Annotated in this window: 30 protein-coding genes; 17 read left to right on the top strand and 13 right to left on the bottom strand. The window is 66.3% G+C overall.

Annotated elements, in window-relative coordinates; translation table 11 throughout:
• Positions 1-12: 12 nt before the first annotated feature.
• Positions 13-1,095 (top strand): epoxide hydrolase family protein, encoded by a 1,083-nt coding sequence (locus AC3A3H_RS02990; RefSeq protein WP_487613058.1) that lies wholly within the window; start codon positions 13-15, stop codon positions 1,093-1,095.
• Positions 1,096-1,292: 197 nt separating this feature from the next.
• Here AC3A3H_RS02990 and AC3A3H_RS02985 read toward each other — a convergent pair whose 3' ends face one another.
• Positions 1,293-1,496 carry a cold-shock protein gene (locus tag AC3A3H_RS02985; RefSeq protein ID WP_370054345.1) on the bottom strand — a complete coding sequence of 68 codons (204 nt, stop codon included), beginning with the start codon at positions 1,494-1,496 and terminating at the stop codon, positions 1,293-1,295.
• Positions 1,497-1,586: 90 nt separating this feature from the next.
• On the opposite strand from AC3A3H_RS02985, the gene AC3A3H_RS02980 reads away from it, so the two are divergent.
• Positions 1,587-1,847 carry a helix-turn-helix domain-containing protein gene (locus AC3A3H_RS02980; RefSeq protein ID WP_487613057.1) on the top strand — a complete coding sequence of 87 codons (261 nt, stop codon included), beginning with the start codon at positions 1,587-1,589 and terminating at the stop codon, positions 1,845-1,847.
• A gap of 15 nt (positions 1,848-1,862) precedes the next feature.
• On the opposite strand, the gene AC3A3H_RS02975 is transcribed toward AC3A3H_RS02980, so the two are convergent.
• Positions 1,863-2,009 (bottom strand): hypothetical protein, encoded by a 147-nt coding sequence (locus AC3A3H_RS02975; protein ID WP_487613056.1) that lies wholly within the window; start codon positions 2,007-2,009, stop codon positions 1,863-1,865.
• 282 nt (positions 2,010-2,291) lie between these two features.
• Between AC3A3H_RS02975 and AC3A3H_RS02970 the strand changes: the two genes are divergently transcribed.
• On the top strand, positions 2,292-2,687 hold the full coding sequence (locus AC3A3H_RS02970; protein WP_487613055.1) for a hypothetical protein: 396 nt from the start codon (positions 2,292-2,294) through the stop codon (positions 2,685-2,687).
• A gap of 36 nt (positions 2,688-2,723) precedes the next feature.
• On the opposite strand, the gene AC3A3H_RS02965 is transcribed toward AC3A3H_RS02970, so the two are convergent.
• From AC3A3H_RS02965 to AC3A3H_RS02945, 5 genes are all read right to left on the bottom strand, one after another.
• Entirely contained in the window at positions 2,724-3,065 is a 342-nt protein-coding gene (locus AC3A3H_RS02965; protein ID WP_487613054.1) for a YciI family protein, read from the bottom strand.
• 52 nt (positions 3,066-3,117) lie between these two features.
• Positions 3,118-3,645: a hypothetical protein gene (locus AC3A3H_RS02960; protein WP_487613053.1), complete on the bottom strand. Its 528-nt coding sequence runs from the start codon at positions 3,643-3,645 to the stop codon at positions 3,118-3,120.
• A 104-nt stretch (positions 3,646-3,749) separates the two neighbouring features.
• Positions 3,750-4,535, bottom strand: a complete 786-nt coding sequence (locus tag AC3A3H_RS02955) for an SDR family NAD(P)-dependent oxidoreductase (protein WP_487613052.1) — start codon at positions 4,533-4,535, stop codon at positions 3,750-3,752.
• Between the two features lie 52 nt (positions 4,536-4,587).
• Positions 4,588-6,036, bottom strand: a complete 1,449-nt coding sequence (locus AC3A3H_RS02950) for an FAD-dependent monooxygenase (RefSeq protein ID WP_487613051.1) — start codon at positions 6,034-6,036, stop codon at positions 4,588-4,590.
• Positions 6,037-6,059: 23 nt separating this feature from the next.
• Positions 6,060-6,986, bottom strand: a complete 927-nt coding sequence (locus tag AC3A3H_RS02945) for a patatin-like phospholipase family protein (RefSeq protein ID WP_487613050.1) — start codon at positions 6,984-6,986, stop codon at positions 6,060-6,062.
• Between the two features lie 214 nt (positions 6,987-7,200).
• Between AC3A3H_RS02945 and AC3A3H_RS02940 the strand changes: the two genes are divergently transcribed.
• On the top strand, positions 7,201-7,926 hold the full coding sequence (locus AC3A3H_RS02940) for an SDR family NAD(P)-dependent oxidoreductase (RefSeq protein ID WP_487613049.1): 726 nt from the start codon (positions 7,201-7,203) through the stop codon (positions 7,924-7,926).
• Between the two features lie 12 nt (positions 7,927-7,938).
• Here AC3A3H_RS02940 and AC3A3H_RS02935 read toward each other — a convergent pair whose 3' ends face one another.
• Positions 7,939-8,073 (bottom strand): hypothetical protein, encoded by a 135-nt coding sequence (locus AC3A3H_RS02935; RefSeq protein ID WP_487613048.1) that lies wholly within the window; start codon positions 8,071-8,073, stop codon positions 7,939-7,941.
• A 287-nt stretch (positions 8,074-8,360) separates the two neighbouring features.
• On the opposite strand from AC3A3H_RS02935, the gene AC3A3H_RS02930 reads away from it, so the two are divergent.
• Genes AC3A3H_RS02930 through AC3A3H_RS02910 form a run of 5 tightly spaced genes read left to right on the top strand, consistent with a single transcriptional unit; the run spans position 8,361 to position 11,678 of the window.
• Positions 8,361-9,230 (top strand): alpha/beta fold hydrolase, encoded by an 870-nt coding sequence (locus AC3A3H_RS02930; protein ID WP_487613047.1) that lies wholly within the window; start codon positions 8,361-8,363, stop codon positions 9,228-9,230.
• Between the two features lie 46 nt (positions 9,231-9,276).
• Entirely contained in the window at positions 9,277-9,795 is a 519-nt protein-coding gene (locus AC3A3H_RS02925) for a SixA phosphatase family protein (RefSeq protein WP_487613046.1), read from the top strand.
• 31 nt (positions 9,796-9,826) lie between these two features.
• Complete coding sequence (locus AC3A3H_RS02920; protein ID WP_487613045.1) at positions 9,827-10,390, top strand: dihydrofolate reductase family protein; 564 nt, start codon at positions 9,827-9,829, stop codon at positions 10,388-10,390.
• A gap of 45 nt (positions 10,391-10,435) precedes the next feature.
• Positions 10,436-11,137, top strand: coding sequence for a VOC family protein (locus AC3A3H_RS02915; protein WP_487613044.1), 702 nt, complete (start codon positions 10,436-10,438; stop codon positions 11,135-11,137).
• A 13-nt stretch (positions 11,138-11,150) separates the two neighbouring features.
• Positions 11,151-11,678: a DUF1990 family protein gene (locus AC3A3H_RS02910; protein WP_487613043.1), complete on the top strand. Its 528-nt coding sequence runs from the start codon at positions 11,151-11,153 to the stop codon at positions 11,676-11,678.
• 22 nt (positions 11,679-11,700) lie between these two features.
• Here AC3A3H_RS02910 and AC3A3H_RS02905 read toward each other — a convergent pair whose 3' ends face one another.
• Positions 11,701-11,928 carry an RNA-binding S4 domain-containing protein gene (locus AC3A3H_RS02905; protein WP_487613042.1) on the bottom strand — a complete coding sequence of 76 codons (228 nt, stop codon included), beginning with the start codon at positions 11,926-11,928 and terminating at the stop codon, positions 11,701-11,703.
• A gap of 119 nt (positions 11,929-12,047) precedes the next feature.
• Here AC3A3H_RS02905 and arfB point away from each other — a divergent pair, with 119 nt between their 5' ends.
• The gene (gene arfB / locus AC3A3H_RS02900) at positions 12,048-12,485 is read left to right on the top strand and encodes an alternative ribosome rescue aminoacyl-tRNA hydrolase ArfB (RefSeq protein WP_487613041.1); all 438 of its coding nucleotides are present in this window, start codon (positions 12,048-12,050) and stop codon (positions 12,483-12,485) included.
• Between the two features lie 212 nt (positions 12,486-12,697).
• Here arfB and AC3A3H_RS02895 read toward each other — a convergent pair whose 3' ends face one another.
• Both AC3A3H_RS02895 and AC3A3H_RS02890 read right to left on the bottom strand, forming a co-directional pair.
• Positions 12,698-13,585, bottom strand: coding sequence for an alpha/beta hydrolase (locus tag AC3A3H_RS02895; RefSeq protein ID WP_487613040.1), 888 nt, complete (start codon positions 13,583-13,585; stop codon positions 12,698-12,700).
• Positions 13,586-13,628: 43 nt separating this feature from the next.
• On the bottom strand, positions 13,629-14,132 hold the full coding sequence (locus AC3A3H_RS02890) for a beta-class carbonic anhydrase (RefSeq protein WP_487613039.1): 504 nt from the start codon (positions 14,130-14,132) through the stop codon (positions 13,629-13,631).
• 264 nt (positions 14,133-14,396) lie between these two features.
• Here AC3A3H_RS02890 and AC3A3H_RS02885 point away from each other — a divergent pair, with 264 nt between their 5' ends.
• From AC3A3H_RS02885 to AC3A3H_RS02855, 7 genes are all read left to right on the top strand, one after another.
• Positions 14,397-14,642, top strand: coding sequence for an SRPBCC family protein (locus AC3A3H_RS02885; protein WP_487613038.1), 246 nt, complete (start codon positions 14,397-14,399; stop codon positions 14,640-14,642).
• On the top strand, positions 14,639-14,827 hold the full coding sequence (locus tag AC3A3H_RS02880) for an SRPBCC family protein (RefSeq protein ID WP_487613037.1): 189 nt from the start codon (positions 14,639-14,641) through the stop codon (positions 14,825-14,827). Before AC3A3H_RS02885 ends, AC3A3H_RS02880 begins: the two co-directional genes overlap by 4 nt.
• A gap of 242 nt (positions 14,828-15,069) precedes the next feature.
• Complete coding sequence (locus AC3A3H_RS02875; RefSeq protein ID WP_487613036.1) at positions 15,070-16,161, top strand: SRA domain-containing endonuclease; 1,092 nt, start codon at positions 15,070-15,072, stop codon at positions 16,159-16,161.
• 457 nt (positions 16,162-16,618) lie between these two features.
• Complete coding sequence (locus tag AC3A3H_RS02870; RefSeq protein WP_487613035.1) at positions 16,619-16,888, top strand: hypothetical protein; 270 nt, start codon at positions 16,619-16,621, stop codon at positions 16,886-16,888.
• A gap of 192 nt (positions 16,889-17,080) precedes the next feature.
• Positions 17,081-19,192 carry a site-specific DNA-methyltransferase gene (locus AC3A3H_RS02865; protein ID WP_487613034.1) on the top strand — a complete coding sequence of 704 codons (2,112 nt, stop codon included), beginning with the start codon at positions 17,081-17,083 and terminating at the stop codon, positions 19,190-19,192.
• A complete protein-coding gene (locus AC3A3H_RS02860; RefSeq protein WP_487613033.1) occupies positions 19,192-21,750 on the top strand; it encodes a DEAD/DEAH box helicase in 2,559 nt (852 codons plus the stop codon). The genes AC3A3H_RS02865 and AC3A3H_RS02860 overlap by 1 nt, the downstream gene beginning before the upstream one ends.
• Before the next feature lie 84 nt (positions 21,751-21,834).
• Entirely contained in the window at positions 21,835-22,851 is a 1,017-nt protein-coding gene (locus AC3A3H_RS02855; protein ID WP_487613032.1) for a hypothetical protein, read from the top strand.
• Positions 22,852-22,858: 7 nt separating this feature from the next.
• On the opposite strand, the gene AC3A3H_RS02850 is transcribed toward AC3A3H_RS02855, so the two are convergent.
• Positions 22,859-23,434, bottom strand: a complete 576-nt coding sequence (locus AC3A3H_RS02850; protein WP_487613031.1) for a hypothetical protein — start codon at positions 23,432-23,434, stop codon at positions 22,859-22,861.
• A 519-nt stretch (positions 23,435-23,953) separates the two neighbouring features.
• Entirely contained in the window at positions 23,954-24,190 is a 237-nt protein-coding gene (locus AC3A3H_RS02845) for a hypothetical protein (protein WP_487613030.1), read from the bottom strand.
• Positions 24,191-24,574: the final 384 nt, after the last annotated feature.

Here is a 24,574-nt window from a genome sequence, read left to right as displayed (position 1 = left end):
TAGCGTGGGCCCATGGAGCCGTTCCGCATCGCCGTGCCCGACGCCGTCCTGACCGACCTCGACCGCCGGTTGCGGGCCACGATCCTGCCAGGCAAGACCCCCGGGGCCGACTGGTCCAACGGCATCCCGCCCGAGGTGCTGGGCGGCCTGGTCGAGCGCTGGCGCGACGGTTACGACTGGCGGGAGGCCGAGCGGCGCCTCAACCGCTTCGAGCAGTTCATCGTGCCCGTGGCCGGCTGCGATGTCCACGTCGTCGTGGCCCGCGCCCGGAAGCCCGGCCGCCTCCCGGTCGTGGTCACGCACGGCTGGCCGTACTCGTTCGCGTCGATGCTGCCGCTGGTCGACGCCCTGGGCGGCGAGGTGGACGTCGTCGTGCCGTCGCTGCCCGGCTACGGCTTCTCCGGGGTGCTCCCCTCCCGCTTCTCCTCCGCGGCCGTCGCCGACCGCTGGGATGCCCTGATGACCGGCCACCTCGGCTACGAGCGCTACCTGACCTACGGGGAGGACGTCGGCGCAGGCGTGAGCGACTGGCTCGCCGGCGCGCACCCCGCGGTCGCGGGCATCGTCGCGAGCCACGCGTCGTTCTCCGGCCGGAGCCGACCCGGCGTGGAGCTCGACGCGGCCGAGCGGGCGTTCCTGGCCTCGGTCGCGACACCGGCCGAGTCCGGGTACGCGCACCAGATGGGCACGCGGCCGGACACGCTCGCGGCCGCGTTGATCGACTCCCCGAGCGGACTGCTGGCGTGGATCGGCGAGAAGGTCGCGGCCTGGAGCGACGGCGACGGGCTGACGGCGTTCGACCAGGACGACGTCCTCACGAACGTCATGGTCTATTGGGTCACCCGCTCGATCGGCACCAGCTTCCGGCCGTACAGCGAGTCGCCGGACGACGACGAGCTGCACCCGGTCGTGGCCGTGCCGGCGAGCATCCTCATCCAGACCCACGAGTCCGCCTACCCGCGGTCGTTGGCCGAGAAGAGCTACGCCGACATCCGCGCGTTCCAGCGGCTCGCCCACGGCGGCCACTTCACAGCGTGGGAGAACCCCACGGCGGTTGCGGACGCGATCCTGGCGCTGGAGGCCGTGGTCCGCTGATGCCGGCCCGGCTGCGGGTTGACAACCACAGCCAGCCGGATAGTGTGTGCACTAAGCGACCGGATGGCAGGCCGAACCGTATGGGGACGGGCGGCAGTACTGCGTTCCCGGTGGGTGATGGCCCGGCCCGTGGCAGGTCGGGCCGTCGCCCGGCTTCCCCCGCTACGGAGGGAAGCCGGACGCTCTCGTTGTCCGGCCTAGAGCGGGCGGATGTTCGAGGCCTGCATCCCCTTCGGGCCCTGGGTCAGGTCGTACTCGACCTTCTGGTTCTCCTCCAGCGTGCGGTAGCCCTGCGAGGCGATCTCGCTGAAGTGGGCGAAGACGTCGGCGCTGCCGTCATCCGGGGCGATGAACCCGAACCCCTTCTCCGCGTTGAACCATTTGACGGTGCCTGTAGCCATCGTGTCTTCCTTCGTTTTCTTCAGCCGCGTGCTCGATCGAGCGCACGGCACTGCCAGGCTACTCTCCGACGGCTTGTTAGCATTCATCGCGTGCAGTCCGAGACCAATGCGATCGCGGCGCGGATCGGCGAGAACATCCGCGGGAGACGCGAGCGGCTCCTCTATTCGCTGGACGAGCTCGCCCGGCGAGCCGACCTGCAGGAGCACACGCTCTGGCGCATCGAGCGGGGCACGACGATGCCGACGGTGCTCAACCTCGTGCACCTCGCCGACGTCCTGGAGTGCGGACCCGGCGACCTCCTGGACGGCGTGTCCGCGGCGCTGGCCGACGACGCCGACCGGCGCGGCTGAGCGGTCGGTCCGGGCTCAGTCGTAGCCGAGGATGACCACCTCGGCGTCGCCGCGGAAGCCGCCGTGCCCGCCGACGCCGAAGACGCCGCCGAGGGGCGCGCCGCTGTGCGCTCCGTCAGCGGGGCTCACCCAGGCACGGTCTTCGTCGACGATCGCGGTCATGTCATGGATGCTAGGCGGGCGGCGACAGCGCGAGCATCGACGCCGTGTCCAATCCGGATCCGTCGATCGACACCGCGTCCATCCCCTCCGGGCGTCGAGAGCGCCAGCCTGGAGACCCCGGTCACTGGGTCTGCGCCAGCGGTTCCATCAGAATTTCCCGACATTCCCGAATACCCCCTTCCTGGGGGTGGTCCAGTCGTGCCAGAATCACGGAACCCGCCGCTCGTCGGCGGTGCACCAAGGCCCGATCACGCTGACAACGACGCCACGAAGGAGAGCCTTATGACGGACATCATCGCCCCCGCGGCCGTGCGCGCCGCCCTGGATCACGCGGTCACCGCGGCCGGAGCGCGCCATCGGTACGCGTTCCCGGCCGACGGTCTCGTGCGGTTCACCTGGGACGCCGACGGCACCGAGCGCGGCGACCTCATCGGCGAGGCGCTGCGCGAACTGGCTCCCGACGTCTACGAGCACCTCGCGACCGTCGAGACCGCCGACCCCGGCCAGCCGGTGGAGTCGGTGCTCGACCTCGCCGCCCACGGGCTGAGCGTGCCGTTCGCCACGGTGGCGGCGCTCGACGAGGCCCGCGCGATCGAGGACGCCGGCGGCACGTGGGAGGAGGCGCTCGCCTGCTTCGACGAGGCCTACTTCCTCGACGCCGAGGCGCTCGCGGGCTGAGGCCGCTCTCGCGGGTCGGCCAAACGAGCGGTTCGGCTAGACGAGCGGGTCGTACTGGAACTCGCGGACCTCCTGCGCACAGCGGCAGGCCGTCGCGATCTTGGCGGCCCACTCCAGCGCGGCGTCGCGGGTGGGGAGGTCGAGGATGGTGAAGCCGCCGTCCATCAGGCGGGTCTCGGGGTAGGTCCCGGCCGCGATCGACCCGTCGGCGGACACCATCACCGGGCCGACGCCCTCGTCGATGCCGCCGCCGAAGACGTAGACGCCGGCCTCCTGGGCCTCCCGGATCACCGAGTGCGCCGCGTCGGACACCGCCGGCAGCTCCTCCTCGGTGACGTGCATGGCGCCACTGGGGAACGAGATCATGAATTTGGTCATCGCACGACTCCCTCTGGTCGGGACTACGGTCGAGACTCTACTCGCGGCCGGCTCAGGCCCGCGATTCCCGGGAGACCCGGCGGAGGGTGGTGAAGCAGCCCAGCACGGCGAACAGCAGGGCGAGCAGCACGGTGGGCAGGTAGGCCTGCCACATGTCCCCGTTGGTGAGGACGTTGTCGAAGAACAGCCGCCAGACTCGCGGGTCCGTGAGGGCGTCCCCGAGCGGGATCTTCAGCGTGGAGACCAGGTCGGTGAAGATCCCGGCGAGCAGCGACAGCACGACGGTGACGGCGACGATGGCGATGATGCCCCAGAACGCGCCGCGCGTGACGCGCGCCTTCGACCCGAGCCGGTACAGCCACACCGTCCCCAGCGCCACGCCCCAGGAGACGATGGAGGCGATGAAGCCGACGTTCCAGAGGACCGTCCAGACGATGACGCCGGCCGGGATGATCAGCAGCGCGAGCGCGATCCCGCGAGCCACCCGCTCGGCCTGGGTGAAGGGTGGCGGGCCGACGGGGACGTATGGCTCGGCGCCCTCCGGCGCAGGTTGGACTCGGTCGTCGGTCGCGTCGGTCACGCTGGTTCCCCCTCCGCGCGTCACCGTGGCGCGCGCTGGACAGCCTGGCACGGCGGGCCGGCGGAAATCGATCGCGCTGCGTCCCCCAGTTCGGGGCGCGCGCCTCACATCGTCGGCCGCATCCCGCCGTCGATGACCACATCCGACCCGGTCAGGTTGCCGAGGACCGGGCTTGCGAGCATCGCGACGAGCGCGCCGACCTCTTCGGGCGTGGTGAACCGCCCGGTGACCATGGCCTGCTCGGCGCCGTGCCGCACCTCCTCGGGAGTGCCTCCGCCGGCCGCCGAGACGGTCTGGGCGACTCCACCGGCGCCGAGCCAGAGCGCGGTCGCCACCGGGCCGGGGCTGACCGAGTTGACGCGGATCCCGCGCGGACCGAGCTCCTTCGAGAGCGACTTCGTGAAGCTGAGCAGGGCCGCCTTGGCCGCGCTGTAGTCCATCACCAGCGGGTCGGCGAGGATCGCGTTCTCGCTGACCACGTTGACGATCGCGCCGCCGTCCGGGATCAGGTCCAGCAGCGCTCGGGTGACCCGCACCGCGGCGAGCGCGTTCAGCTCGTAGGTGCGCAGCCAGTCGTCGTCCGTGATGGAGGCGAAGCCGCCCGGCCGCGGCGGAGCCGAGCCGACGTTGTTGACCAGGACGCCGACACGGCCTCCGGAGGTCGACGCGAGCTCGTCGCGCAGACGCCCGATCGCGTCGGGGTCGGACAGGTCGGCGGACTGGAAGCGGAACCCGCTCGAGTCCTCGAGCGCGCGCGACTCGTCGGTCGGGGTGCGCGCGACACCGATGACGGTCGCCCCCTCGTCGAGCAGGGCGCGGGCGGCCGCCAGGCCGATGCCGCGGCTGGCGCCGGTGACGACGGCGAGGGTGTCGGTGAGTCGAAGGTCCACGGCCGAAACGTAGCGCCTCCACGCCACCGGCCGCCAGGGGTGACCGTCGCCGTCAGTCCGTTCCGAACCAGCGCTGCAGCCGCTGTTCCAGCTCCTGCTGGTCGTCCCCGATCCACGCGACGTACCCGTCCGGCCGGAGCAGCACCGCGGCCTCCCCGATCGGGAGGGCGTCATCCGCGACGAGCCCGACCCGGTCGGTCCAGCCGGCGACCGTGAGCCGTTCCGTCCGGTCGAGCAGGAGCCCGCGACCGTCACGCAGCTGCTCGTAGAGCCGGCCGTGTGGCAGCGGGAGGTCGCGGAGCCGTCGGCCGAGGAGCTCCGGCCCCGCGCCGAGGTCGTAGCGGATGCCGGTGCCGCTGACCTGCTCGGCGAGGAACAGTCCGACTCCGTCGACCTCCATCAGCTCGGCGAGCAGCGTCCGCACGGCCCGCGGCCCCGGCTCGGGGTCGACGAGCACGCTCTGCGCCCGGGTCAGCGTGAGCACCTGCTCTGCGACCGGGCGCCGCTCGGTCTCGTAGCTGTCCAGGAGGCCCTCCGGGGCGCGCCCGGCGACCTCCGCCGCCAGCTTCCAGCCGAGGTTGAAGGCATCTTGGATGCCGAGGTTGAGCCCCTGCCCCCCGAGCGGCGGGTGCACGTGCGCGGCGTCGCCGGCGAGCAGGACCCGTCCCGCCCGGTAGTGGTCGGCGAGCCGGGTGGCGTCGGTGAACCGGGACAGCGCCCGCGGCGAGCGGGCGCCGAAGTCGGTGCCGGCGTAGGCGCGCAGCTGCGCCCGGAACTCGTCCAGCGTGGGCGGCACGGTGCGGTCCTCGGCGACGGAGGCCGCGGGCACGACCGCGCGGAACAGCCCGTCGGCGGCCGGCCCGATGCCGAACCCGCGATGCGTCCGGCGCACCTCCTCCGAGATTGCGGTCACCTCCTCGGCGCTCATCGTCACCTCGACCTCGCCGAGCAGCCATTCGGTGCGGGCCGCGTCGCCCGGGAACCCGACGCCGAGGAGCCCGCGCACCAGGCTGCGCCCGCCGTCGCAGCCGACCAGCCAGCGCGACCGCAGCCGCCCGCCGTCGGCGAGCTCGATCGTGACGCCGTCCGCGTCCTGTTCGAAGCCGGCGACCGCGACCCCGCGGCGCACTTGCGCGCCCAGCTCGACCGCGTGCTCCTCCAGCAGCCGATCCGTGACGGTCTGCGGGATGCCGAGGATGTACGCGTGTGCGCTGTCCAGCTGCACGGGCCGCGCCGGCGCGATCCCGGCGAACGTGCCGACACCGCCGGGATACCGCTGGCCCAGCGCCAAGAACCGGTCCAGCAGACCACGCGTGTCGAGGATCTCGACGCTCCGCGGGTGCAGGCCGAGCGACCGGACGAGCGGGCTCCGCGCCTCGTCGCGCTCCAGGACGACGACATCGACGCCGCGCAGCCGCAGCTCCGCCGCGAGCATCATCCCGGTCGGGCCGCCGCCGGCGATGGCGACGTCGTGCGTATGCTGCTGCGTCTGCGGACTCACGCCCCGACTCTACCGACACCCCTTCAGACTCCGAGCGTCGTCTCCCTCCAGAACGCCGCGAGCCCCACGACCGCTGCCCTCCCCTGGTCGTATCCCGCGCGTGCGGCGGCCGGCCGCCGCGAGAGGTCCATCATGCTGTCGCCGAACGCGTCGAGCGACGCCTGGTCGGGGACGATCGTCTCGACGCTGCTGCCACCGGCGGTCAGCTCCTCGACCTGCGCCGAGAGCTGCATCCCCCACTCCAGTGGATGCCGGGTGCGGCCGCCGAAGGGCGACAGCACGAGCACCCGCCGGTAGCCGGCCGCCAGGTCGGCGTTCTCGTTGCGCCGGTAGCCGCCGTCGATGTACCGCTCGTCGCCGAGGGCATAGGCGAACCCGCTGGAGCAGCTCGCGGCGACCGCGTCGGCCAGCGGGACGCCGCTGTCCCGGTCGAAGGTCACGCCCTCGCCCGTGCGCGCGTCGACCGCGGTGATGACGACGTGCTGTTCCGGCCACTCCTGACGGGGCAGGCGGGAGACCACGGTCGCGCGCCACTGGGACTGACGCTCGGGGTCGGCCCCGTCGGCGAGCCCGATCGCCCACGCGCCCATCCGCCGGCGCATGTCGGCGGCGTCGGAGGACTCGGCGATGATGCGGCCGGTGACCTCCAGCTGGCCGGCGACGGAGCCGGCCACGCCGCGCGCGACGCCGTCGCCACCGGGCCTCCCGGCTCCGGGCCGCTGCGGCGGCGGAGCATCGACGATGGCGGCGAACAGCTCGCCGGGCGGCGCGCTCGTGATCTGGGCGGCGGCCGTCGATCCGGCCGACGTGCCGACGATCAGGTCTGCGCGGGTGACGTCCAGCCCGCCGTCGAGGAGGCCGGCGATCACGCCGAGCTCCCAGGCGTTGCCGGAGGACCCGCCGCCGTGGAGGACGAGCGCGCGGGCCGAGGGAGAAGTGTGTGCGTTCATGGGAGTCGCCTTTCGCGAAAATGCCTGTCGGGCGCTCCCGGCGCCGGCTAGCGGCGTCGCGCGATCGTGTGCTGCAGGGGAGCACCCACTGCGGTTGTTGCGTTCATGGGTCTCACCTCCTGCGTTCGGATCACGATCGGGAGAACGTTAGCACGCCCAAGGTGGTAACGGCGGGGCCTGGTTCGTCCGCGCGCCTCGCCGCAGCATGGAAGGCGTGAACACCACCACCACTGCACTCGTGACCGGAGCGACCAGCGGCATCGGGAAGGAGATCGCGCGACAGCTCGTCGCCCTCGGCTGGACCGTGCTGATCGGCGCCCGTGACCCCCGCCGCGGCGAGGACACGGCCGCCGAGCTCGGCTGCACCGCCCTCCCGCTCGACGTCACCGACTCCGCCAGCGTGGAGGCCGCCGCGGCCGCCGTGCCGGAACTGGACGTGCTGATCAACAACGCCGGCATCTCGCTCGACACCGAGAACCTCGTGACCGACGTCGAGGTGGAGGTGTTCCGTCGGACCTACGAGACGAACGTGTTCGGCGTGGTCGCCGTGACCAACGCGTTCGTGCCCGCTCTGCGCCGCTCCGCGCATCCCCGCGTCGTGAACGTCTCGAGCGGCACCGGCTCGCTCACCTGGAGCACGGGCCCGAACCCGCAGTTCGACCACCAGGCCGCAGCCTCCGGCCGGGGCGCCGCCTACCGCTCGTCGAAGGCCGCGCTCGACGGCCTGACCATCTTCTACTCGCACGCGCTCGCGGCCGACGGGGTGAAGGTCAACGCGCTCGCCCCTGGCCTGCGCGCCACCGGGCTCAACGCGCGCGCCGCCGCGGCGGGCGGGGACCCGGCGGAAGCGGCTGCGGGCGCCGTCCGGCTCGCGACGCTGCCCGACGACGGTCCGACCGGCCTGCTGTTCTCCTGGGATGGAACCGTCGCGCCCTGGTGAGCGGCGGCGCCGTCAGAGCACGCCGTACTGCGAGCGCCCGAACAGCTCCACCCACTCCGCGTAGGTGTGATCGTGACCGATCGGGCACGAGCAGCCGACGCTGATCGTCCTGCTGTCGCCCTCGCCCGACCCGGGGATCGTCTCCACATGCGCGACCGGCGCCGGCGTTCTGAGGGGGGTTATCGCTGCACCCATGGTCATTCCTGTCTCACTCGATTCCCCCGTCTTCGGAAGCGTAGGTCGGCGACCTTGGATGGGAGCTGTGGATCAGCGAACTCGAAGCCTGGGCCTCGCCCCAGTTGTCGGGTAGACGGACGGGCATAGCCTCGGGCGGGCGGCGCGCGAAGGCGGGATCGGCGGACGGCGGTGCGCGTCCCGTGCCGTGCGCGTAGCATCCAGTGCGGGAATCGTTCGCCGACGGAGACGAGTCAGACATGGAAACGCACAGCGTCAGCACGCCCGGAGCCGAGGTCGTCTACGACATCGCCGCTGCGGAGACCGAGGCGGGCGGGCATCCCCCGCTGGTGATGATCGGCCAGCCGATGGACGCGAGCGGCTTCCGCGCGCTGGCGTCGCACCTGCCGGAGCGCGTCGTGGTCACCTACGACCCACGCGGCCTGGGGCGGAGCACCCGCAGCGACGGCGACGTCACCAACACCCCGATCGTCCAGGCCGAGGACGTGCACGCGGTCATCCAGGCGCTCGGCGCCGGTCCCGTCGACCTGTTCGCCAGCAGCGGCGGAGCCGTGACCGCGCTGGCGCTGGTGACCGCCCATCCCGGCGACGTGCGGACCCTCGTCGCCCACGAGCCGCCGCTACCCGGCGTCCTCCCCGACGCGGAGGCGGCCGAGCGCGCCCTGGCGGCGGTGCACGCCGCCTACGACGCGCACGGTTTCGGGCCCGGCATGGCCGCGTTCATCGGGATGACCTCCTGGCGCGGAGAGTTCACCGACGACTACTTCGCGCAGCCGGCGCCCGATCCCGCGATGTTCGGGATGCCTACCGCCGACGACGGCTCGCGCGGCGATCCCCTCCTGTCGCAGCGCTCGGTCGCGATCACCGACTACCGCCCGGACGTCGCCGCGCTGAAGGCCGCGCCGACCCGCATCGTGGTCGCCGTCGGCGAGGAGTCGGAGGGCATCTTCACCGGCCGCACCTCGGCTGCTGTCGCGGCATTGCTCGGCACGGAGCCGGTCGTCTTCCCGAGCCACCACGGCGGTTTCGCGGCGGAGGACTCGGGGTATCCGGGCAAGCCGAGAGAGTTCGCGCAGCGGTTGCGCGAGGTGCTCGACGAGCGCGGCTGACCCGTCGCCCCTGGCCGAGGCGGCGCGACGGGCATAGCCTGCGGGGGTGGACGACGACCCGGTAGTGAGCAATCCCGAGCAGCGCACTCTCCTCCTGCTCCGCCACGCCAAGTCGGACTGGTCGGGGTCCGTCCCGGACTTCGACCGCCCGCTGGCCGAGCGCGGCCGGACCCAGGCTCCACTCGCCGGCCGCTGGCTCGCGAGCCGTTCGCGGATCGACCTCGCGATCGTCTCCCCCGCCCGGCGCGCCCGTGAGACCTGGGAGCTGGCCTCCGCCGAGTTCGAACCCGCGCCGCCCACCCGCTTCGACGACGGCGTTTACGCCGCGCCCGCGGGTCGACTCGTCGACATCGTGCGCGACCTGCCGGACGACGTCCGCACAGTGCTCCTGCTCGGCCACAACCCCGGCATGGAACAGCTGGCGTCCCTCCTCACCGGCGGGGATGTGATCATGCGCACCGCAGGCATCGCCGAGCTCGCCATCTCCGGACCGTGGGCCGACCTCGACGCCGCGACCGCGCGGCTCCGCGCCGCGGGACGCTCCGACGGCCACGACCTCACCTGAACCGCGCCGCAGCCATTCACGGGAGAACGAGATGAGACCCCTGCGCTACGCGATCAACGTCACACTCGACGGCTGCTGCCATCACGAGGCGGGCCTCCCCGCCGACGAGGAGTCGATGCGCTTCTGGACCGCCGAGCTGGAGCGATCCGACGCACTCCTCTTCGGCCGGGTCACGTACGGGATGATGGAGTCGGCCTGGCGTCGGCCGGCCTCGGGCACGTGGCCCGAGTGGATGGGCGACTGGCAGCTCCCCTTCGCGGAGGCGATGGACACCGCGAAGAAGCACGTCGTGTCCCGCACCCTGACCGCCGTCGACTGGAACGCCGACCTGCTGCAGGGCGACCTCCACCAGGCGGTCGAACGTCTCAAGCAGGAGCCCGGCGAGGGCGTGTTCGTCGGCGGGGTGACCCTCCCCCTGGCTCTTGCGAACCTGGGCCTGATCGACGAGTACACGTTCGTTGTGCAACCGGTGCTCGCCGGCCACGGGCCGACGCTGCTGGCGGGCCTGCGCGAGCGGGTCGAGCTGGAGCTGGTGGAGCGGCAGGAGTTCCGGTCGGGGGTGACGGCGCTGCGGTTCCGGCCGCGGGCCGCGTGATCGAGCCTGCTTGCCACCCGCCACGGGAGGGATACTCTCCCCTTCATGGGCCTTCGTTTCCACTCCGTCACCTTCCTCTCCGCCGACCCGGACGGGCACGCCTCCTTCTGGGGCGCGGTCCTGGGCCGGTCGCCGCGTGAGGACGACGGCGGCATCCTGCTCCCGGGCGACGACAGGCAGGTCGGGCTCCGCTTCGCCGCCGGCGCCTCACACGGCGCGGAACGGAATCGGCTCCATCTGCACCTGAGCCGCGCGGAACGGCGCCAGGCCCAGTCGATCGCGGCCTGCGTCGAGCACGGGGGTCGGCTGCGCGGCAACGGGCACGTTCCGCCGGGCGGCTATGCGGCCATGGCCGACGTCGCCGGGGACGAGTTCTGCGTGATCGCGGACGAGGACGCCTACCTGGCGGGGTGCGGGCCGCTGGGAGAAGTCACCTGCGAGGGGACGCGGGCGACCGGGATGTTCTGGAGCCACGCTCTCGGGTGGCCGGTGGTCTGGGACCAGGACGAGGAAGTGGCCGTCCAGGCGCCTGCCGGCGGAACGAAGCTCGCCTGGAGCGGCGAGCCGATCACCGCAGGCAAACCCACAGACCGTCAGTTCTTCACCCTGACCGCGCCGAAGGCCCGGCTCGACGACGAGCTCGACCGGCTGGTGGGACTCGGAGCGACGGACGCCGTCTCCAACGGATCGGGCGCGGCGACAGCCCTCGATCCCGACGGAGTCCCGTTCGTCGTGCAGGCTCGTTGACGGGAGCGGGTCAATGGCAGAACGCGGGCCGGCACGGGGTCGGGATGACTCTCCACGGGAGACGGCAGCGCCCCTTCCACCCGCCTGGAGCGCAAGCGATCCGACGTTCCGTCGATCCGAGCTCTCCGCGGTGGTCGGGCGTGGCGAGGACACCTGGCGTCGCGTGGCGGACGACGTCCTCCACTGGCGGGTGAAGACGCGCAGCGGATTCCTGGTCGACTCCGACACGCCGGTGCGAGCGGGTCAGCGCGAGCGGATCCGGGTCCGGGTGCTCGGCGTGACGATCGTCGAGCCGGTGGAGGTCGTCGCGGTCGTCGAGGACTCCGACCGGGTCGGCTTCGCGTACCGGACCCTGCCCGGGCATCCCGTCGACGGCGAGGAGGCGTTCGTCGTGCACCGCGACACCGCCGACGGCGACATCCTGCTCACGGTGCGCTCGCTCACCCGTCCGGCGCCGCAGCAGCCCTGGCGCGCGCTGCATCCGCTGCTTCGCATCGCGCAGGTCGTGGCGCGACGCCGCTACCTCCGCGCGCTCCGCTGACCCGTCACGTCACGCGTCATCCTTACGGGCGGACGCGGACCCGGCGTCCTTCGAAACCGACGACATCGCCGAGCTGGAGCTGCCGTCCGCGCCGGCGATCGACCTCGCCGTTGACGGTCACGTAGCCGTCGATGATGGCTTCTTTCACGTTCCCGCCGGAGTCGAGGAGCCCGGCGAACTTCAGGAACTGCCCGAGCCGAATGACGTCACCACCGATCGGGACGTCTTCGATCGGAGCCGAGTTCGTCATCCCGAAAGGCTATCCCACGTGAACAGCCATCGAGCTGTCGCCATCGATGCCCCCGCTCTCCAGGCTTGTCGAGTGACGACCTTCTGCGGCGAACTCGACCGTGAGAGGATGATGGACCCATGCCCACCGTCCACCGCCCCGGCCTTCGGATCGACTCTGGACTCACCATCCCCGAGTCCGAGCTGTCGTGGCGGTTCTCGCGGTCGTCCGGTCCCGGCGGCCAGGGCGTGAACACCGCCGACTCCCGGGCGGAGCTCGCCTGGGATGTGGCGGGCTCCACCGTTCTCTCGACGGTGCAGCGAGACCGACTGCTCGATCGCCTGAGCGGTCGCGTCGTCGACGGAGTGCTGACAATCGCCGCATCCGAGCACCGCGCGCAGTTGCGCAACAGGGAGGCCGCGCGCCTCCGGCTGGCCGAACTCGTCGCCGACGCCCTCCGGCCGCCCGCGCCACCGCGACGGCCCACCCGGCCGACCAACGGCTCCAAGCAACGGCGTCTGAAGGCGAAGCAGAGGCGCACCGAACTCAAGCGATTGCGCCGCCCGCCCCAGGACTGAGCGCCGAACGAGCACGCCCGCGTGAGCCGCCCCCTAGCGGCTGACGGTGATTCGCCGCCGTCATACCTCCGCGCACAAGGCCATCATGATCGTGACCTCTGGACACGGCGAGTCGCGGCGGCCGCCCACGGCAGCTGCACCCCACAACCGGGCAGCTCGGCGACGCGACGAATCCGGCGAGCCGGCAGGGAAGCCACGAAGCTATCGCGGAATCACTGCACCCTCTCGCGCAGGAATCGTCCGATCCGCTCCGTCGCGTCGGCTGCCTCCGGCGTGCCGAGCATGAGTTGGTACACGTGGGGCAGCCCCTCGCCCACCTCCAGCCGAACGTCGACGCCGGTCGCCACCGCGGCTTCCGCCAGGCGCTCGGCGTCGCTCAACAGCAGATCGGCCGTCCCGACCTGCACGAGCATCGGGGGCAAGCCGCCGAGCGTCGCGAACAGCGGGGAGGCGAGCGGTGTCCTCGGGTCGACCCCGTCGAGATAGTCGGAGGCGAGCTGGCGGAGCAGGTCGGGAGTCGAGATCGGATCCTGGTCGACACGGTCCGTCATCGACGACCCGGAGCTCGTCAGGTCGACGGTCGGCGACATCAACACGGCGGCCGCGGGGAGAGCTCCCCCGGCGTCGCGGGTGGCGACGAGCAGGGCGACGGCAAGTCCCCCGCCCGCGGAGTCGCCGGCCACTGCGATCGAGTCGGCTGCCGTTCCCTGCTCATCGCGGAGCCACTCCCAGACCGCGCGGACATCGTCGATCGCCGCCGGGAAGGGATGCTCCGGCGCCAGCCGGTACTCCGGAAACAGCACCCGCATCCCACCCGCCCGTCCCAGCCGGGCGGCCAGCTCGCCGTCACTGGCAAGAGACCCGAACTGGAATCCCCCGCCATGCAGGAACACCAGGACACGGCCGGTGTCGGCGCCCGGAGCATCCAGCCAGTGCGCCGGCACTCCGGCAGCCGAGACCTCGGTCACGCGCACGTCGTCCGGTATCGGATGCACGGGCCCGGCGGGTGCGAAGCCGGCTCGCGTCTCCGCCACCGTCTCGGCCGGTTGCTCGGCCGCGGCGCGCTGGCGTGCGTGGAGCGATTCGATCAGTTCGTCCATCGCGGGACTCGGCATCGTGACTACCTCCTCAGCCGCGACGACGTCAGTCCGGGACGACTTCGCTGAGCCGACCGGTGTGGACGTCGAAGACGAATCCTCTGACGGGGAGGTCGGCTGAGATCCACGGATGGGTCTTCACCTTGGCGATCTGCTCTTTCGTGTTCTGCTCCACATCGGTGAAGCTGTAGAACCGGGCGGGTGCGATCGGCGTCGCTCCGGTCTCGGCTCGCAACCGGGCCTCCAGTTCCTGGTCGGTGAACTTCGACATCCCGCAGTCGTTGTGATTGATGATCATGATCTCCTGGGTGCCGAGGAGACGGGTGGAGACGACGAGGGATCGGACGGAGTCGTCGTCGATCACGGTGCCCACGTTCCTGATCAGGTCGACGTCCGCATCGGCCAGGCCGAGCATCCTCACGATGCCACTCAGCCGCGGATCCGCGCAGGTGACGATCGCGATCTTGGGCGCCGGCGGAGCCCCGTTGCGCGCATCGTAATCGCCGACGTTCGCTGCGATGGCGCTGAGCGCCTCATCGATGATGGTCATGACCCGTCCTCAGATTGTCGAAATCAACTCTTCACGCACGACGAAGGTCGGTGACTGGGCAGATCCGAGGAGGCGTCGCGATCGCAACGGCGACCGACGTCGACGACGGGTGGGACAGACAGGGCTGATTCGCTGAGCGTGCGAATGCGCGCAGTTCCCTTTCGCGCGCGTGCTCATGGTAGAGGTGGGCGGGTGATCGATGCCACCCCGTTTTGAGCAGTGGCAGACTGGACCGAATATGTCGAGGACCGAGAGACGACACGAATGGCACACGCCCAGAACAGCATCGCGATCGACCGCTCGCCGGCAGACGTCTTCGCATTCCTCGCGGACGGCCTCAACAATTCCAAGTGGCGTGAGGGCGTCCGGACGATCGAACTGACCAGCGGCGAGCCCGGCCAGGTCGGTGCGGTTACCGGCAGGTCCTCGCGGGCCCCGGCGGACGCCCCATCGACGGCGACTACCGGATCACCTCCGCCACCGCCGGCTGGGAGCTGTCCTTCCAGGTGATCGCCGGGCCCGCCCGACCGACCGGCACATACACGCTCACTGCGAACGGCGACGGGACGACGGTGCTGTCCGCACTGGACCTTGCGCCGAAGGGCGTGATGAGGCTGATGAACTCGATGATCACCAGGACGATGGAGATGGAGGTCGCTCAGCTCGGTGCGTTGAAAAGGACGCTCGAAGCCTGACGCGATGGCTCGGCGGCCACGAAGGATGACCGACGGTCCGTCAGCATAGCCCGGTCGCGCCTGCGGCAGTGGGTAGCCCCCCTGAAATTGCCCCTGACCGGCAATCTCATCTCACGGCGGCTGCTGCCACGGCGACGCAAGTCTCCCGGCACGGCGCCGGCCGGCGACGGGCATGGCCCGTCCGAATCGGTGACCCGCTGTGGGGATTGTTTGCAATGCTTGCATTTCAGTACCTTCAGGGCATGCCCGAGATCACGCCTGCGCAACTTTCGCTCGAACTCAGTGTCGATCAGAGACGCATTCGAGAGGCGCTGAGATCGCGGTATAGAACCCTTCCGATCGGAGTTACGCGCTGGCGTCTAACCCATGAGCAGGCCGATGACGTTCGGGCCCAGTTCCACAGCGGAGGCGTTCCACAGCGTGTTGCCTGGACGCTAGAGCCTGGCGACACGGTTCTGAGGCGAGAGTTGCACGCGGCCTACGGCGGAAGCCAGCAGAACGGGATCGTGACTCTGAAGTCCCTGCCCGACATCATCGCATTCACGGACCCAAAGAGCGGTGCCGCCTATGGCTACGGCCTGTTCGAAGGTTTGCAGCCAGACGGCTCGTATCACTACACGGGTGAGGGCCAGCAAGGAGACCAGGAGTTTGTCCGAGGGAACCGAGCGATCCGTGACTCGAGCAAGACCGAACGCCCGATTCGCTTGTTCACCGTTCAGGGCACTTCCGTAACGTACGTCGGCGAATTTGCGACGGGAAAGCCAACCTACTGGGAAAAGTCGATTCCGGGCAGAGACGCCGTTCCACGGAAAGGCATCATCTTCAATCTCGTGCCAGTTGAGGCGGACCTGTCCGTCTTGGGACCGGCGCTTCCGGCCCACGCGTCGCCCGCCGTTATGACGTGGTCACCCCCAGACGCTTCCGACGTCGTGATTGCGGGCCAATCGTCAGAGACCACGAACGGCCGATCCGTGTCCCGCCTCGAATTCGCGCTCCAGGCCAACTTTGGCGAGTGGCTGAAGGCGCAGGGTCACGAACCTAAACGACTTCGGCTTCCCTGCGATGGGACAATCATCGAGCCTGACCATTTCGTGGAGTCCCTGGGATGGATCGTCGAAGCGAAGAAGTCGATAGCGCGCGAATACATTCGGGAGGCCATCGGCCAGGTGCTCGATTATGTGCACGTGGCCGAGAGTTTCAGGATCATTGCCGCCCCCGTGATTCTTCTACCCGGTAGGCCGAGCACGGATCTCGTCGACCTGTTGCATAGGCACGGCGTCACTCTCGCCATTCGCGACGGCGACGGATTCGAAACCCTCTCGCCGGCCCGCTAGAACTGCGGCACTGTGGTGCCCCTGGAGGGACTCGAAAACTGCGACCACCCTTTAAGCGCCGTTCGCGTAATGCTAAAACCCGCGGAATTCCGCGGGTTTCGACCCCATTGAAATGACTGCGATCACATAGGAACTCACTCGATTGTGGGCAAAATGTGGGCAAATTTGGTCATCTGTCAAACCTGACATCTAACCTTTGTCCGATGAGCCACTCTGCATAAGCGTTTCGATGCTACGTCCGCCGCGCAATTCCTGGCAGTACCCGCAACTTCCGCTGGTGGGCGAGCAAGTCGGCTACGAACGGGTGAATGTGCGCAAATCGGGGATATGCCGTCTGGCAGCTTACCGATAGGGCGTCGGGGTCGATAGGGATTTGTGGCAGCACGAGCAGCTATTCTCTATCGACAAGGCGAGCGTGAAACTAGCATTTCTAAAGACCCTTCCGCAGACACTCGGCATGGTCCTCCTCATCTTGTCGATGTTCGTTCTACTCGCAACCCTTCGGTCCTCGCCGATCACCAAGGACAATGTCGCCCACATCCTCGTCGGGTTCGCCATTTTCACCGCTTTCATCGGCGCCGCCCTCGGCGCAATGAGCTTGGCCCTTCACGGCCGGCCGGGAAAGTATCGGGAGAGTCTCGCCAAGCACTACGCGGTTGGCAGTGGCGCATACTTGCTCATCAGCGCCACTATCGTCGTCGCAAACTGGTTTGTAGGCGCTCAATGACTACTCGATTCGACATTGGCCCTTTCGGCCGTGTTGTCGCGTCGAGAGCACCATGGCGCCTAGCGCAGAACACAAAGGAGCCTACTGCGGCGCGCTGTAACCCGTATGTACTCGGCGCCGATAAGCTGAGCCGAAAGTTCGCCGTCCACTTGCATGGGGCGGCGAACTCTCATTGTGTGAAGGAGTATCAGCGTGTCGCGGCTAACAGACTTGCTCCGAGCTGCGAAGCAACTGGATCCACAACTCGGCGAAGATCTCGAATCCGAACTACGCCCCCTTCAGAAGCGGTTGCCGTTCGGGCTCAACTTTGAACGGCACGCGCCCGAGGCGGTCGAGCTAGCTGGCCACCGGATTCGAAGGACAAGCAAGGTCAGGGTTCTGCCTCCGAGGGGCTCCACTTCGCGCGGGGACCAGCGCGTCTGGCGGGTTGAGTCGATAACAGGAGATAACGCGACGATATCCGTTCTCGATGGAACCGACGATGAGACCAAAACAGTCGCCCTTGATGATCTGATCCTGGTTGCCGAGTTCCGTGATCGCATCTATCCAGGCCTACGACCCGATGGCACCGTGGAGCGCGGCGGAGCCAAGCCTTTTCACACCGTTATCAACGGCGAGAACTTTCACGTGCTCGAGCAGCTTACGTTTACCCACGAGGGTTCGGTCGACGCGATCTACATCGATCCGCCTTACAACACCGGGGCTCGTGACTGGAAGTACAACAACGACTACGTCGAAGGGGACGATCTTTATCGCCACTCCAAGTGGTTAGCATTCATGGAACGTCGACTGAAGATTGCAAAGCGACTTCTCAAACCCGAGGATTCCGTTCTTATCGTCACGATCGACGAGAAGGAGTACCTCCGACTCGGCCTTCTGCTTGAACAGACCTTCCCCGAGTCACGAATCCAGATGGTAAGTATCGCCATCAATCCGGCAAACGTAGCTCGGCGTGGCGCATTCGGCAGGTCCGACGAGTATTGCTTCTTTGTAATGATGGGTGAGGCCGCACCTCAAAGAGTTCGGCTCGGTCAGGAATGGGTCTCCGCCAAGGGGCGCACATTCACCGGATCTGCGCGATGGGACCTTTTGCGGCGATCAGGTACCAATGCCCTGCGCTCAGACCGACCAAATCTGTTCTATCCGATCGTCGTCGATCCAGCTCGAGGACAGGTTACCTCGGCTGGCGACTCCATCGCCTTGGCAGCAGAGCCAGATACGACTGCCGAGAAAGGCAGTGTGGTGGTGTGGCCCATCCGAAAGGATGGGACGCACGGCACCTGGCAGCTGGGTCAGACCGCTCTGATGCGGCACGTCGACGAGGGAAGGGTGCGCCTCGGCGGTAGTGCCGAGAAGGGATATGTCGTCTATTACCTAAAGGGCGGCGAGTACGCGAAGGTATTGAGCGGCGAATACGCGAGTCGCGGACGAAAGCCTGACGGCTCATTAGACCTGGAGGAAAGCACGCAGCTTGACCACCTCCTGGTGCCGGGAACGCAGTGGCGGATCCCAGGCCATGATTCGACGCAGTATGGCTCTCGCCTGCTATCCCAATTCCTGCCAGGTAGAAGGTTCCCGTTTCCGAAATCGCTCTACGCAGTGGAGGACGCGCTGCGCTTCTTCATCAAAGAAAAGCCAAACGCTGTGGTGCTTGATTTCTTCGCCGGGTCTGGCACCACTGCTCACGCCGTAATGAGGCTCAACCATCAAGACGGAGGTCGAAGGCAGTGCATTTCCGTCACGAATAATGAGGTGTCCGCCGACGAGCAAGCAGTTCTCCGAGCTAGAGGATTGCGCCCCGGAGACGAGGACTGGGAGCTTCACGGCATCTGCGAGGACATCACAAAACCGCGAATCAAGGCGGCAATCACTGGTGAAGTGCCAGCGGGGATGCCCATAAAGGGTGAATATAAGTTCGTCGACGAGTTTCCGATGGCTCAGGGTTTCGAAGAGAATGCTGCGTTCTTCACTCTGACCTACGAGTCACCGTGGATTGTGGGCACTGACCGCGCTTTTGCTGCAATCGCTCCAATGCTCTGGCTACGTGCAGGAGCTGTTGGAAACCGCATCGACGAGCTCTCGGGCGGCTGGGCTATCGCCGAGGCGTATGGAATCTTGAAAGAATTGGATCAAACATCAGATTTCGCGGCGGCCATGATCGCCTCCAGTAGCGCGCGCATGGCATTCATCGTTACGGACGACGAAGGCCGCTACCAGCAGGTTGCGAACGAGTTGCAGGGCATCGAGACAGTTCGCCTCTACGAGGACTATCTCCGCAATTTCGAGAGCACAGGTGACTTCTAATGCGGTTTACGCTCAAGGACTACCAGTCCGATGCTGTAGGAGACACGCTTCGTGAGCTCGCGGATGCAAGAGAGATCTATCAAGGCTCACGAAAGCGTGTGAGCTCGGTTGCGCTCACAGCAGCTACTGGCTCGGGCAAGACCGTCATGGCAGCGGCAGTGATTGAATCCTTGTTCTGGGGAAGTGACGAATTCGAGACCGAACCTGACGCTGGGGCGGTCGTTCTATGGTTCAGTGATGACCCATCGCTCAACCAGCAGACCAGGCACCGGCTCGAACAAGCCTCAGACCGACTGCGTAACCGGCTAATTACAGTGGAGCACCCCTTCCGCTACCCAAAGCTTGTAGCTGGGAACGTGTACTTCCTCAATACATCCAAACTGTCTCGGAACAGCCTTCTGGTACGTGGACATGACGATTCGAACGTCCTAGCCGGCATCGAATCGCATCCAGACTCCGTTCCATTCACCTTCTGGGACACACTTCAAAACACCATCGAGGATCGCAACCTCACTCTGTACATGGTTCTCGACGAAGCCCACCGCGGGATGGGCAAAGGCGCGTCCGACACGCCAACGATCGTGAAGCGACTAATCAACGGGCACGCAGGGGTCCCACCTATGCCGATCGTTTGGGGTATTTCGGCGACTGTGCAGCGCTTCGAGGAGGCAATGCACGCCGCCCAAGTAGAAGAGAATCGGCTACATCTCCGTACGGTCGCGGTCGATCCGGTGCGCATTCAAGAGTCTGGGCTGCTGAAAGATGACATCGTGCTCGATTTCCCAGAGGAAACGGGTGATTTCAGCACGGTGCTGCTTCGCAGGGGTGTTCGCAAGGTCAAGGCTTTGTCTGAGGCATGGAAGGCGTATGCGCGCGCTCAGGGAGAGGCAGAGGCGATTAAGCCTCTTCTTGTCCTTCAGGTGCCGAATAAGCCGGCACCAACTGAGGTTGCGGCTGCGATCGACGTGATTCGGGACGAGTGGCCCGAGTTAGAAGCCGACTTCATTGCACACGTATTCGGCGAGCATACGGCTCAGGCTTTCGGTCCATACAGCGTTCCATACATTTCGCCAGAACGCGTGCAGGATGCGACCTATGTTCGGGTGCTACTCGCCAAGGATGCGATTAGCACCGGCTGGGATTGTCCCCGCGCTGAGGTAATGGTGTCGTTCCGCACGGCAAAGGACGAGACGCATATCACGCAGTTGTTAGGACGAATGATTCGCACGCCGCTTGCACGTCGAATCGAAGGCAACGACGTGCTGAATAGCGTTGAGTGCATATTGCCGCGCTTCAACAAGGCAACGGCGAGTCTCGTTCTCGAGAAGATCATGGGCAACGACACGCTCGATGGTGAGTCGGGAGGTGGGCAGCGAGTGCTTGTCGACCCCAAGACCATGCTCCCAAACAACGCTGTGCCGACCGAGGTTTGGCAAGTCTTCGCCCAGTTGCCCGCGGAAACGCTTCCGCGAAAGCATGCTAATCCGATCAAACGAGTCACCTCGCTCGCCCACGCACTGGCCGGAGACGGGCTCGTTGCGGAAGCCGGGCAAATCGCGCACGAGCGTCTCCATGGAGTCCTCAACGGGCTAGCTGCTCAGTATCCAAAGGAGGTCGCGAAAGCCCAAGATGACGTCCTAACGGTCGAGGGTGGGACAGTCCGAGCGAGGCGCGGCCTGATTGCTGACGGCTCCTGGACTGAGCTGGCAGATGATCGCGCAATTCAGGATGCGTACCGTCAGGGCGCCCGAACCATAACGCCGGATATCGCTCGCACGTATGTAGACCATCTCGCCAGCGAATCGGAGGACGAAGAGGTTCTCCGCGAGGCACACGTGCGCGTTGCCGCCCTCGCTATGCTGCCGCAAACCCGGCCAGCCTTGGATTCCGCCGCAGATCAACTTGCCAAGGAATGGCTCGATCATTTTCGCGTCGCCATGAAGTCGCTACCGGAATCGCGGCAAAGTCTCTACGCCGATATCACGGCGATGAGCACCGATCCTCAGTTGATCTCGATGGCACTACCAAGAAACCGTCAGGAAGAGACTAAGCGTGCCGTCGGGGCTTTCGAGCAGCTAATGGAACGAAGGCCCTTGCATCTTCTTGCAGACGAAGAAGGCATGTTTCCGGTCGGGAAACTCAACCCTGACGAGCTGCAGGTCCTGGACGCCGAGAAGGCTCGCGGGGACCTACTTGCCTGGTATCGCAATCCAACGGCCGGCAGGGATTCAATGAGCATTGCCTATCAGGACAAGCACGGCGATTGGCGAACGCTTCGTCCCGATTTTCTCTTTTTCGTGCACAGCAACGCCGGCGTCAAGGTCAACATCGTGGACCCCCATGGCTCGTGGCTACCTGACGCGATCGCCAAGCTGCGCGGGATGGCTCGCTATGCACAGGTCTATGGAGAGAACTTTCATAGGATCGAATCCATCTCCCGTATTGATGGAGAGCTACGTGTCCTAGATTTCACCCTGGCGGAGGTCCGCGAGACGGTATTTGGCGCCGTTGACGCCGACACTGCTTATCGGCAAGCATCGCTCGCGTTTGACGGGTAGAGCGCAGGGTCGCTTATGACTGCGATACTCTCTCTAAATGCTCGAAGCAGCGGAGGCCTCCTTGCAGATCGCTCATACTTTCGCATGTCCCCTGCGCAGTTTGGCGATTGGGTTCGCGAACACCACCGCACTCTCATCTCTTCGCTAAAACAAGCCGGGGTTTCCTACGACGCCTTGGGCCCAGCGCTCGTCCCATCAACTGGCAATCGCCACGAAATGGCGCTGCTGTTCAATATCGACATGATCGATTCTGGCTTTTATGGCAGGGCCGTGGCGAAGAAGTTATTGCCCCATTTGGGTAGAAATTCGACGCTGAGTGTCCTTTCCGGAGATATTGGACTGGCTCCGTCCACGACTCGTGCAATAGCGCGACTCTCCGGTCTCGTGCCCGGCATGTTCGACGACTGGGGCCAGCAATATATCTACTGCGTATATTTGACGAACATGTCGCCCTCGCAGCGCGAGGGTATGCACAATGCCTTTCTGGCGGAGAGGTCGTACCTGGGATACGTTCCTACGACGTACAAATCGCATTTTCGAACCGTCGTAAGCACAATGTTGCCAACCGCATTTATCAAGCACAAAGGAATCGTTATCCTCGACCACGGATCCGACGAGCCCTGGGTCAGCAACCAAAACGAGATTGGCTACCCGTTCCCGAATTTCGGGCTGGAGGTCGTGAGCGTAAACAGCCAACTGCATTCGCCCTTGCTTTCATACAAGATCCAGTCGGAGCTTCTGCCGTCGTACCAGGACGACGTTCTGATATCGCTAAATGCGATATCGGACGAACCGATGGCGCTTGACGACTTCGAAGTCGTCTTCCCCGACGGCAAATTCGAGTATCTTCACCGTGAATCGAAAATCGGCCTTCTACAGCTCGCAGGTCTAGACCGACTAAATGATGTCGAATTGGCAGCAGTAATCCGTGCCGAGATCAACAACGACTACATCTATCGGCTCCAGCAAAACGTTGATGGGACCGTTCAGTTCAACATCGTGCTCGAGCTCAAGCGCTCTGGCAATCCGGCAGTGAAGCTGGCAGTAGGTCTGAAGTATTTCCCCGAAACGTCTTCTCTGAACTTCGTTACCTTGGCTTAGCTGGCAATCAATTGCCCAGGGCGCGTCTCCAAGCCCAGCGAAATATGGCCACGCCACCGATCATTACCCCCGTGTCGCGGAACTGGTGCAACCATCGCTTGGCGACAACGCTCTTCGGTACAACGAAGTCGGGCTGGAATGGGTCCCTGGCTAGCTCGGCCGAAAACCATTCACGACCACGGCTTCCTTGGTGCCACTCGGCGAGCTGGAGTGCCAAAGAATGAGCGACGCCAAGCGCGCCCTTATCGGTCGGCTGTAGTTGCATGCGCTGAACTTGGCGCGCGACCCAAATCGCGATGGCTTGATCGCTAGAATCCAGCTCCAGGATCAGTCGCGGAAGGACCAAGATGACTTCCATTTCCGACCGAGTCCAGAGCCTGCTGAGTGGATATAGAGCGTAAGCGCGCGATGCCCGCTCGACAGTATCGAGCACCCGCGATACAACCTCTTGCCGGGCCGCAAGTCGAGCTTCCTTCCTCTGTCGTACCCACTGGAGCTGGAACAGCGCGACCGTGACGATCACGCCCAGGCCGGTAACAATCACTCCGAACGCGGGCGCATTCGCGACGAGATAGTCAAACATCGCCATCCTTCTGTTACCCGTTGCGGCTATTACCTTTCTCAGGCGCAAACGTATCTGTTGCCTCAGACACATCCACTAGAAGTGGAGCTGCCACGCCGACGCCCCAGCAGGAATATCGGTTCAGCCGGGATCGCGCGGACCAAGGAGATAGAGACCAGCCAACAAGGAGACGAAAGGACTGAGACGAGACAATAAGTCAAGAGCAAAGACGTGAAGGGCCAAGGCCAAAGGAAGAAGGGGCCCCAAGAGATCGAAGCCAAGAGCGATGCACGTAGGCACTTAAGTGGAATGGCTTTGTTATGCCTCAGGACATAGGTGACGAATCTGCCTCAGGACATCGGTGACACAAGGGCTCTGTTTGGTGGTGACACTTCTCCTCGATCTTTGAGGAATGAGCCGTGTCGAACCCGTTGATCCCCGTGTCCGTCTCGCGATCACCCAGTGGCCACCGGATGCACGGCGCGCGACGAAGACCGGCTTCTGCCGGGCGCCGAGCTCCAGAATTACCGTGGGCGCCGCTCAATGATCATTCGTGGCGAGCTCGACAAGCTTGCTAACCGCTTCAGGAAGCGTGGAAGCGATGATCGTCAGTCCCGGTTTCCACCAGGCCGTCACAACGAACCCCGTGTCCGATCGCGTGATCGTTCCCAAGCCCTCTGCCCCGTCGCCATCCTCCTCAAACAGGATGAAAGAACCGCCCTCGTAAAGAGTGAAGCGTCTTCCTTGCACCTCGAATTCATCAACCTTGCTCAGCATGAGTCCCCGCCTTGCTGTTCACGTGCACGGCTGGGCCGGATGAGGGGACTCTCGCGGAGGGTTCGGGCTCGATACGACTCGGTCGCGTCTACCTACGTCACGAAGAATACGATCGCGCCCGCGAGATGGAAAGCCCGGGCCGAAGCGGCTCGCGTCACGGAAACCCCTGTCGCCGTGACGCGAGCCGACCGCCGGCTGCGATCATCCACCCCGCTTCAACCGCGGGTCCAGGTCGCGTGGCGGCCGCCGACCCTCATCCCATCCCGGGCCTCAATGGATCGGCCGACTCAGTTCGAGTGTCGCACCAGCGAGCACGCCGGAAGCAGGGCTTAAGACCCTGCGGCAATTGCCAACACCGCCATATCGTTGTTGTTGGCGGGCAAG

The organism is Leifsonia sp. Soil_N53, assembly GCF_057655165.1.
Note: the sequence above shows the minus strand (reverse complement) of the source record. Positions and strands in the feature narration are given on the sequence as shown.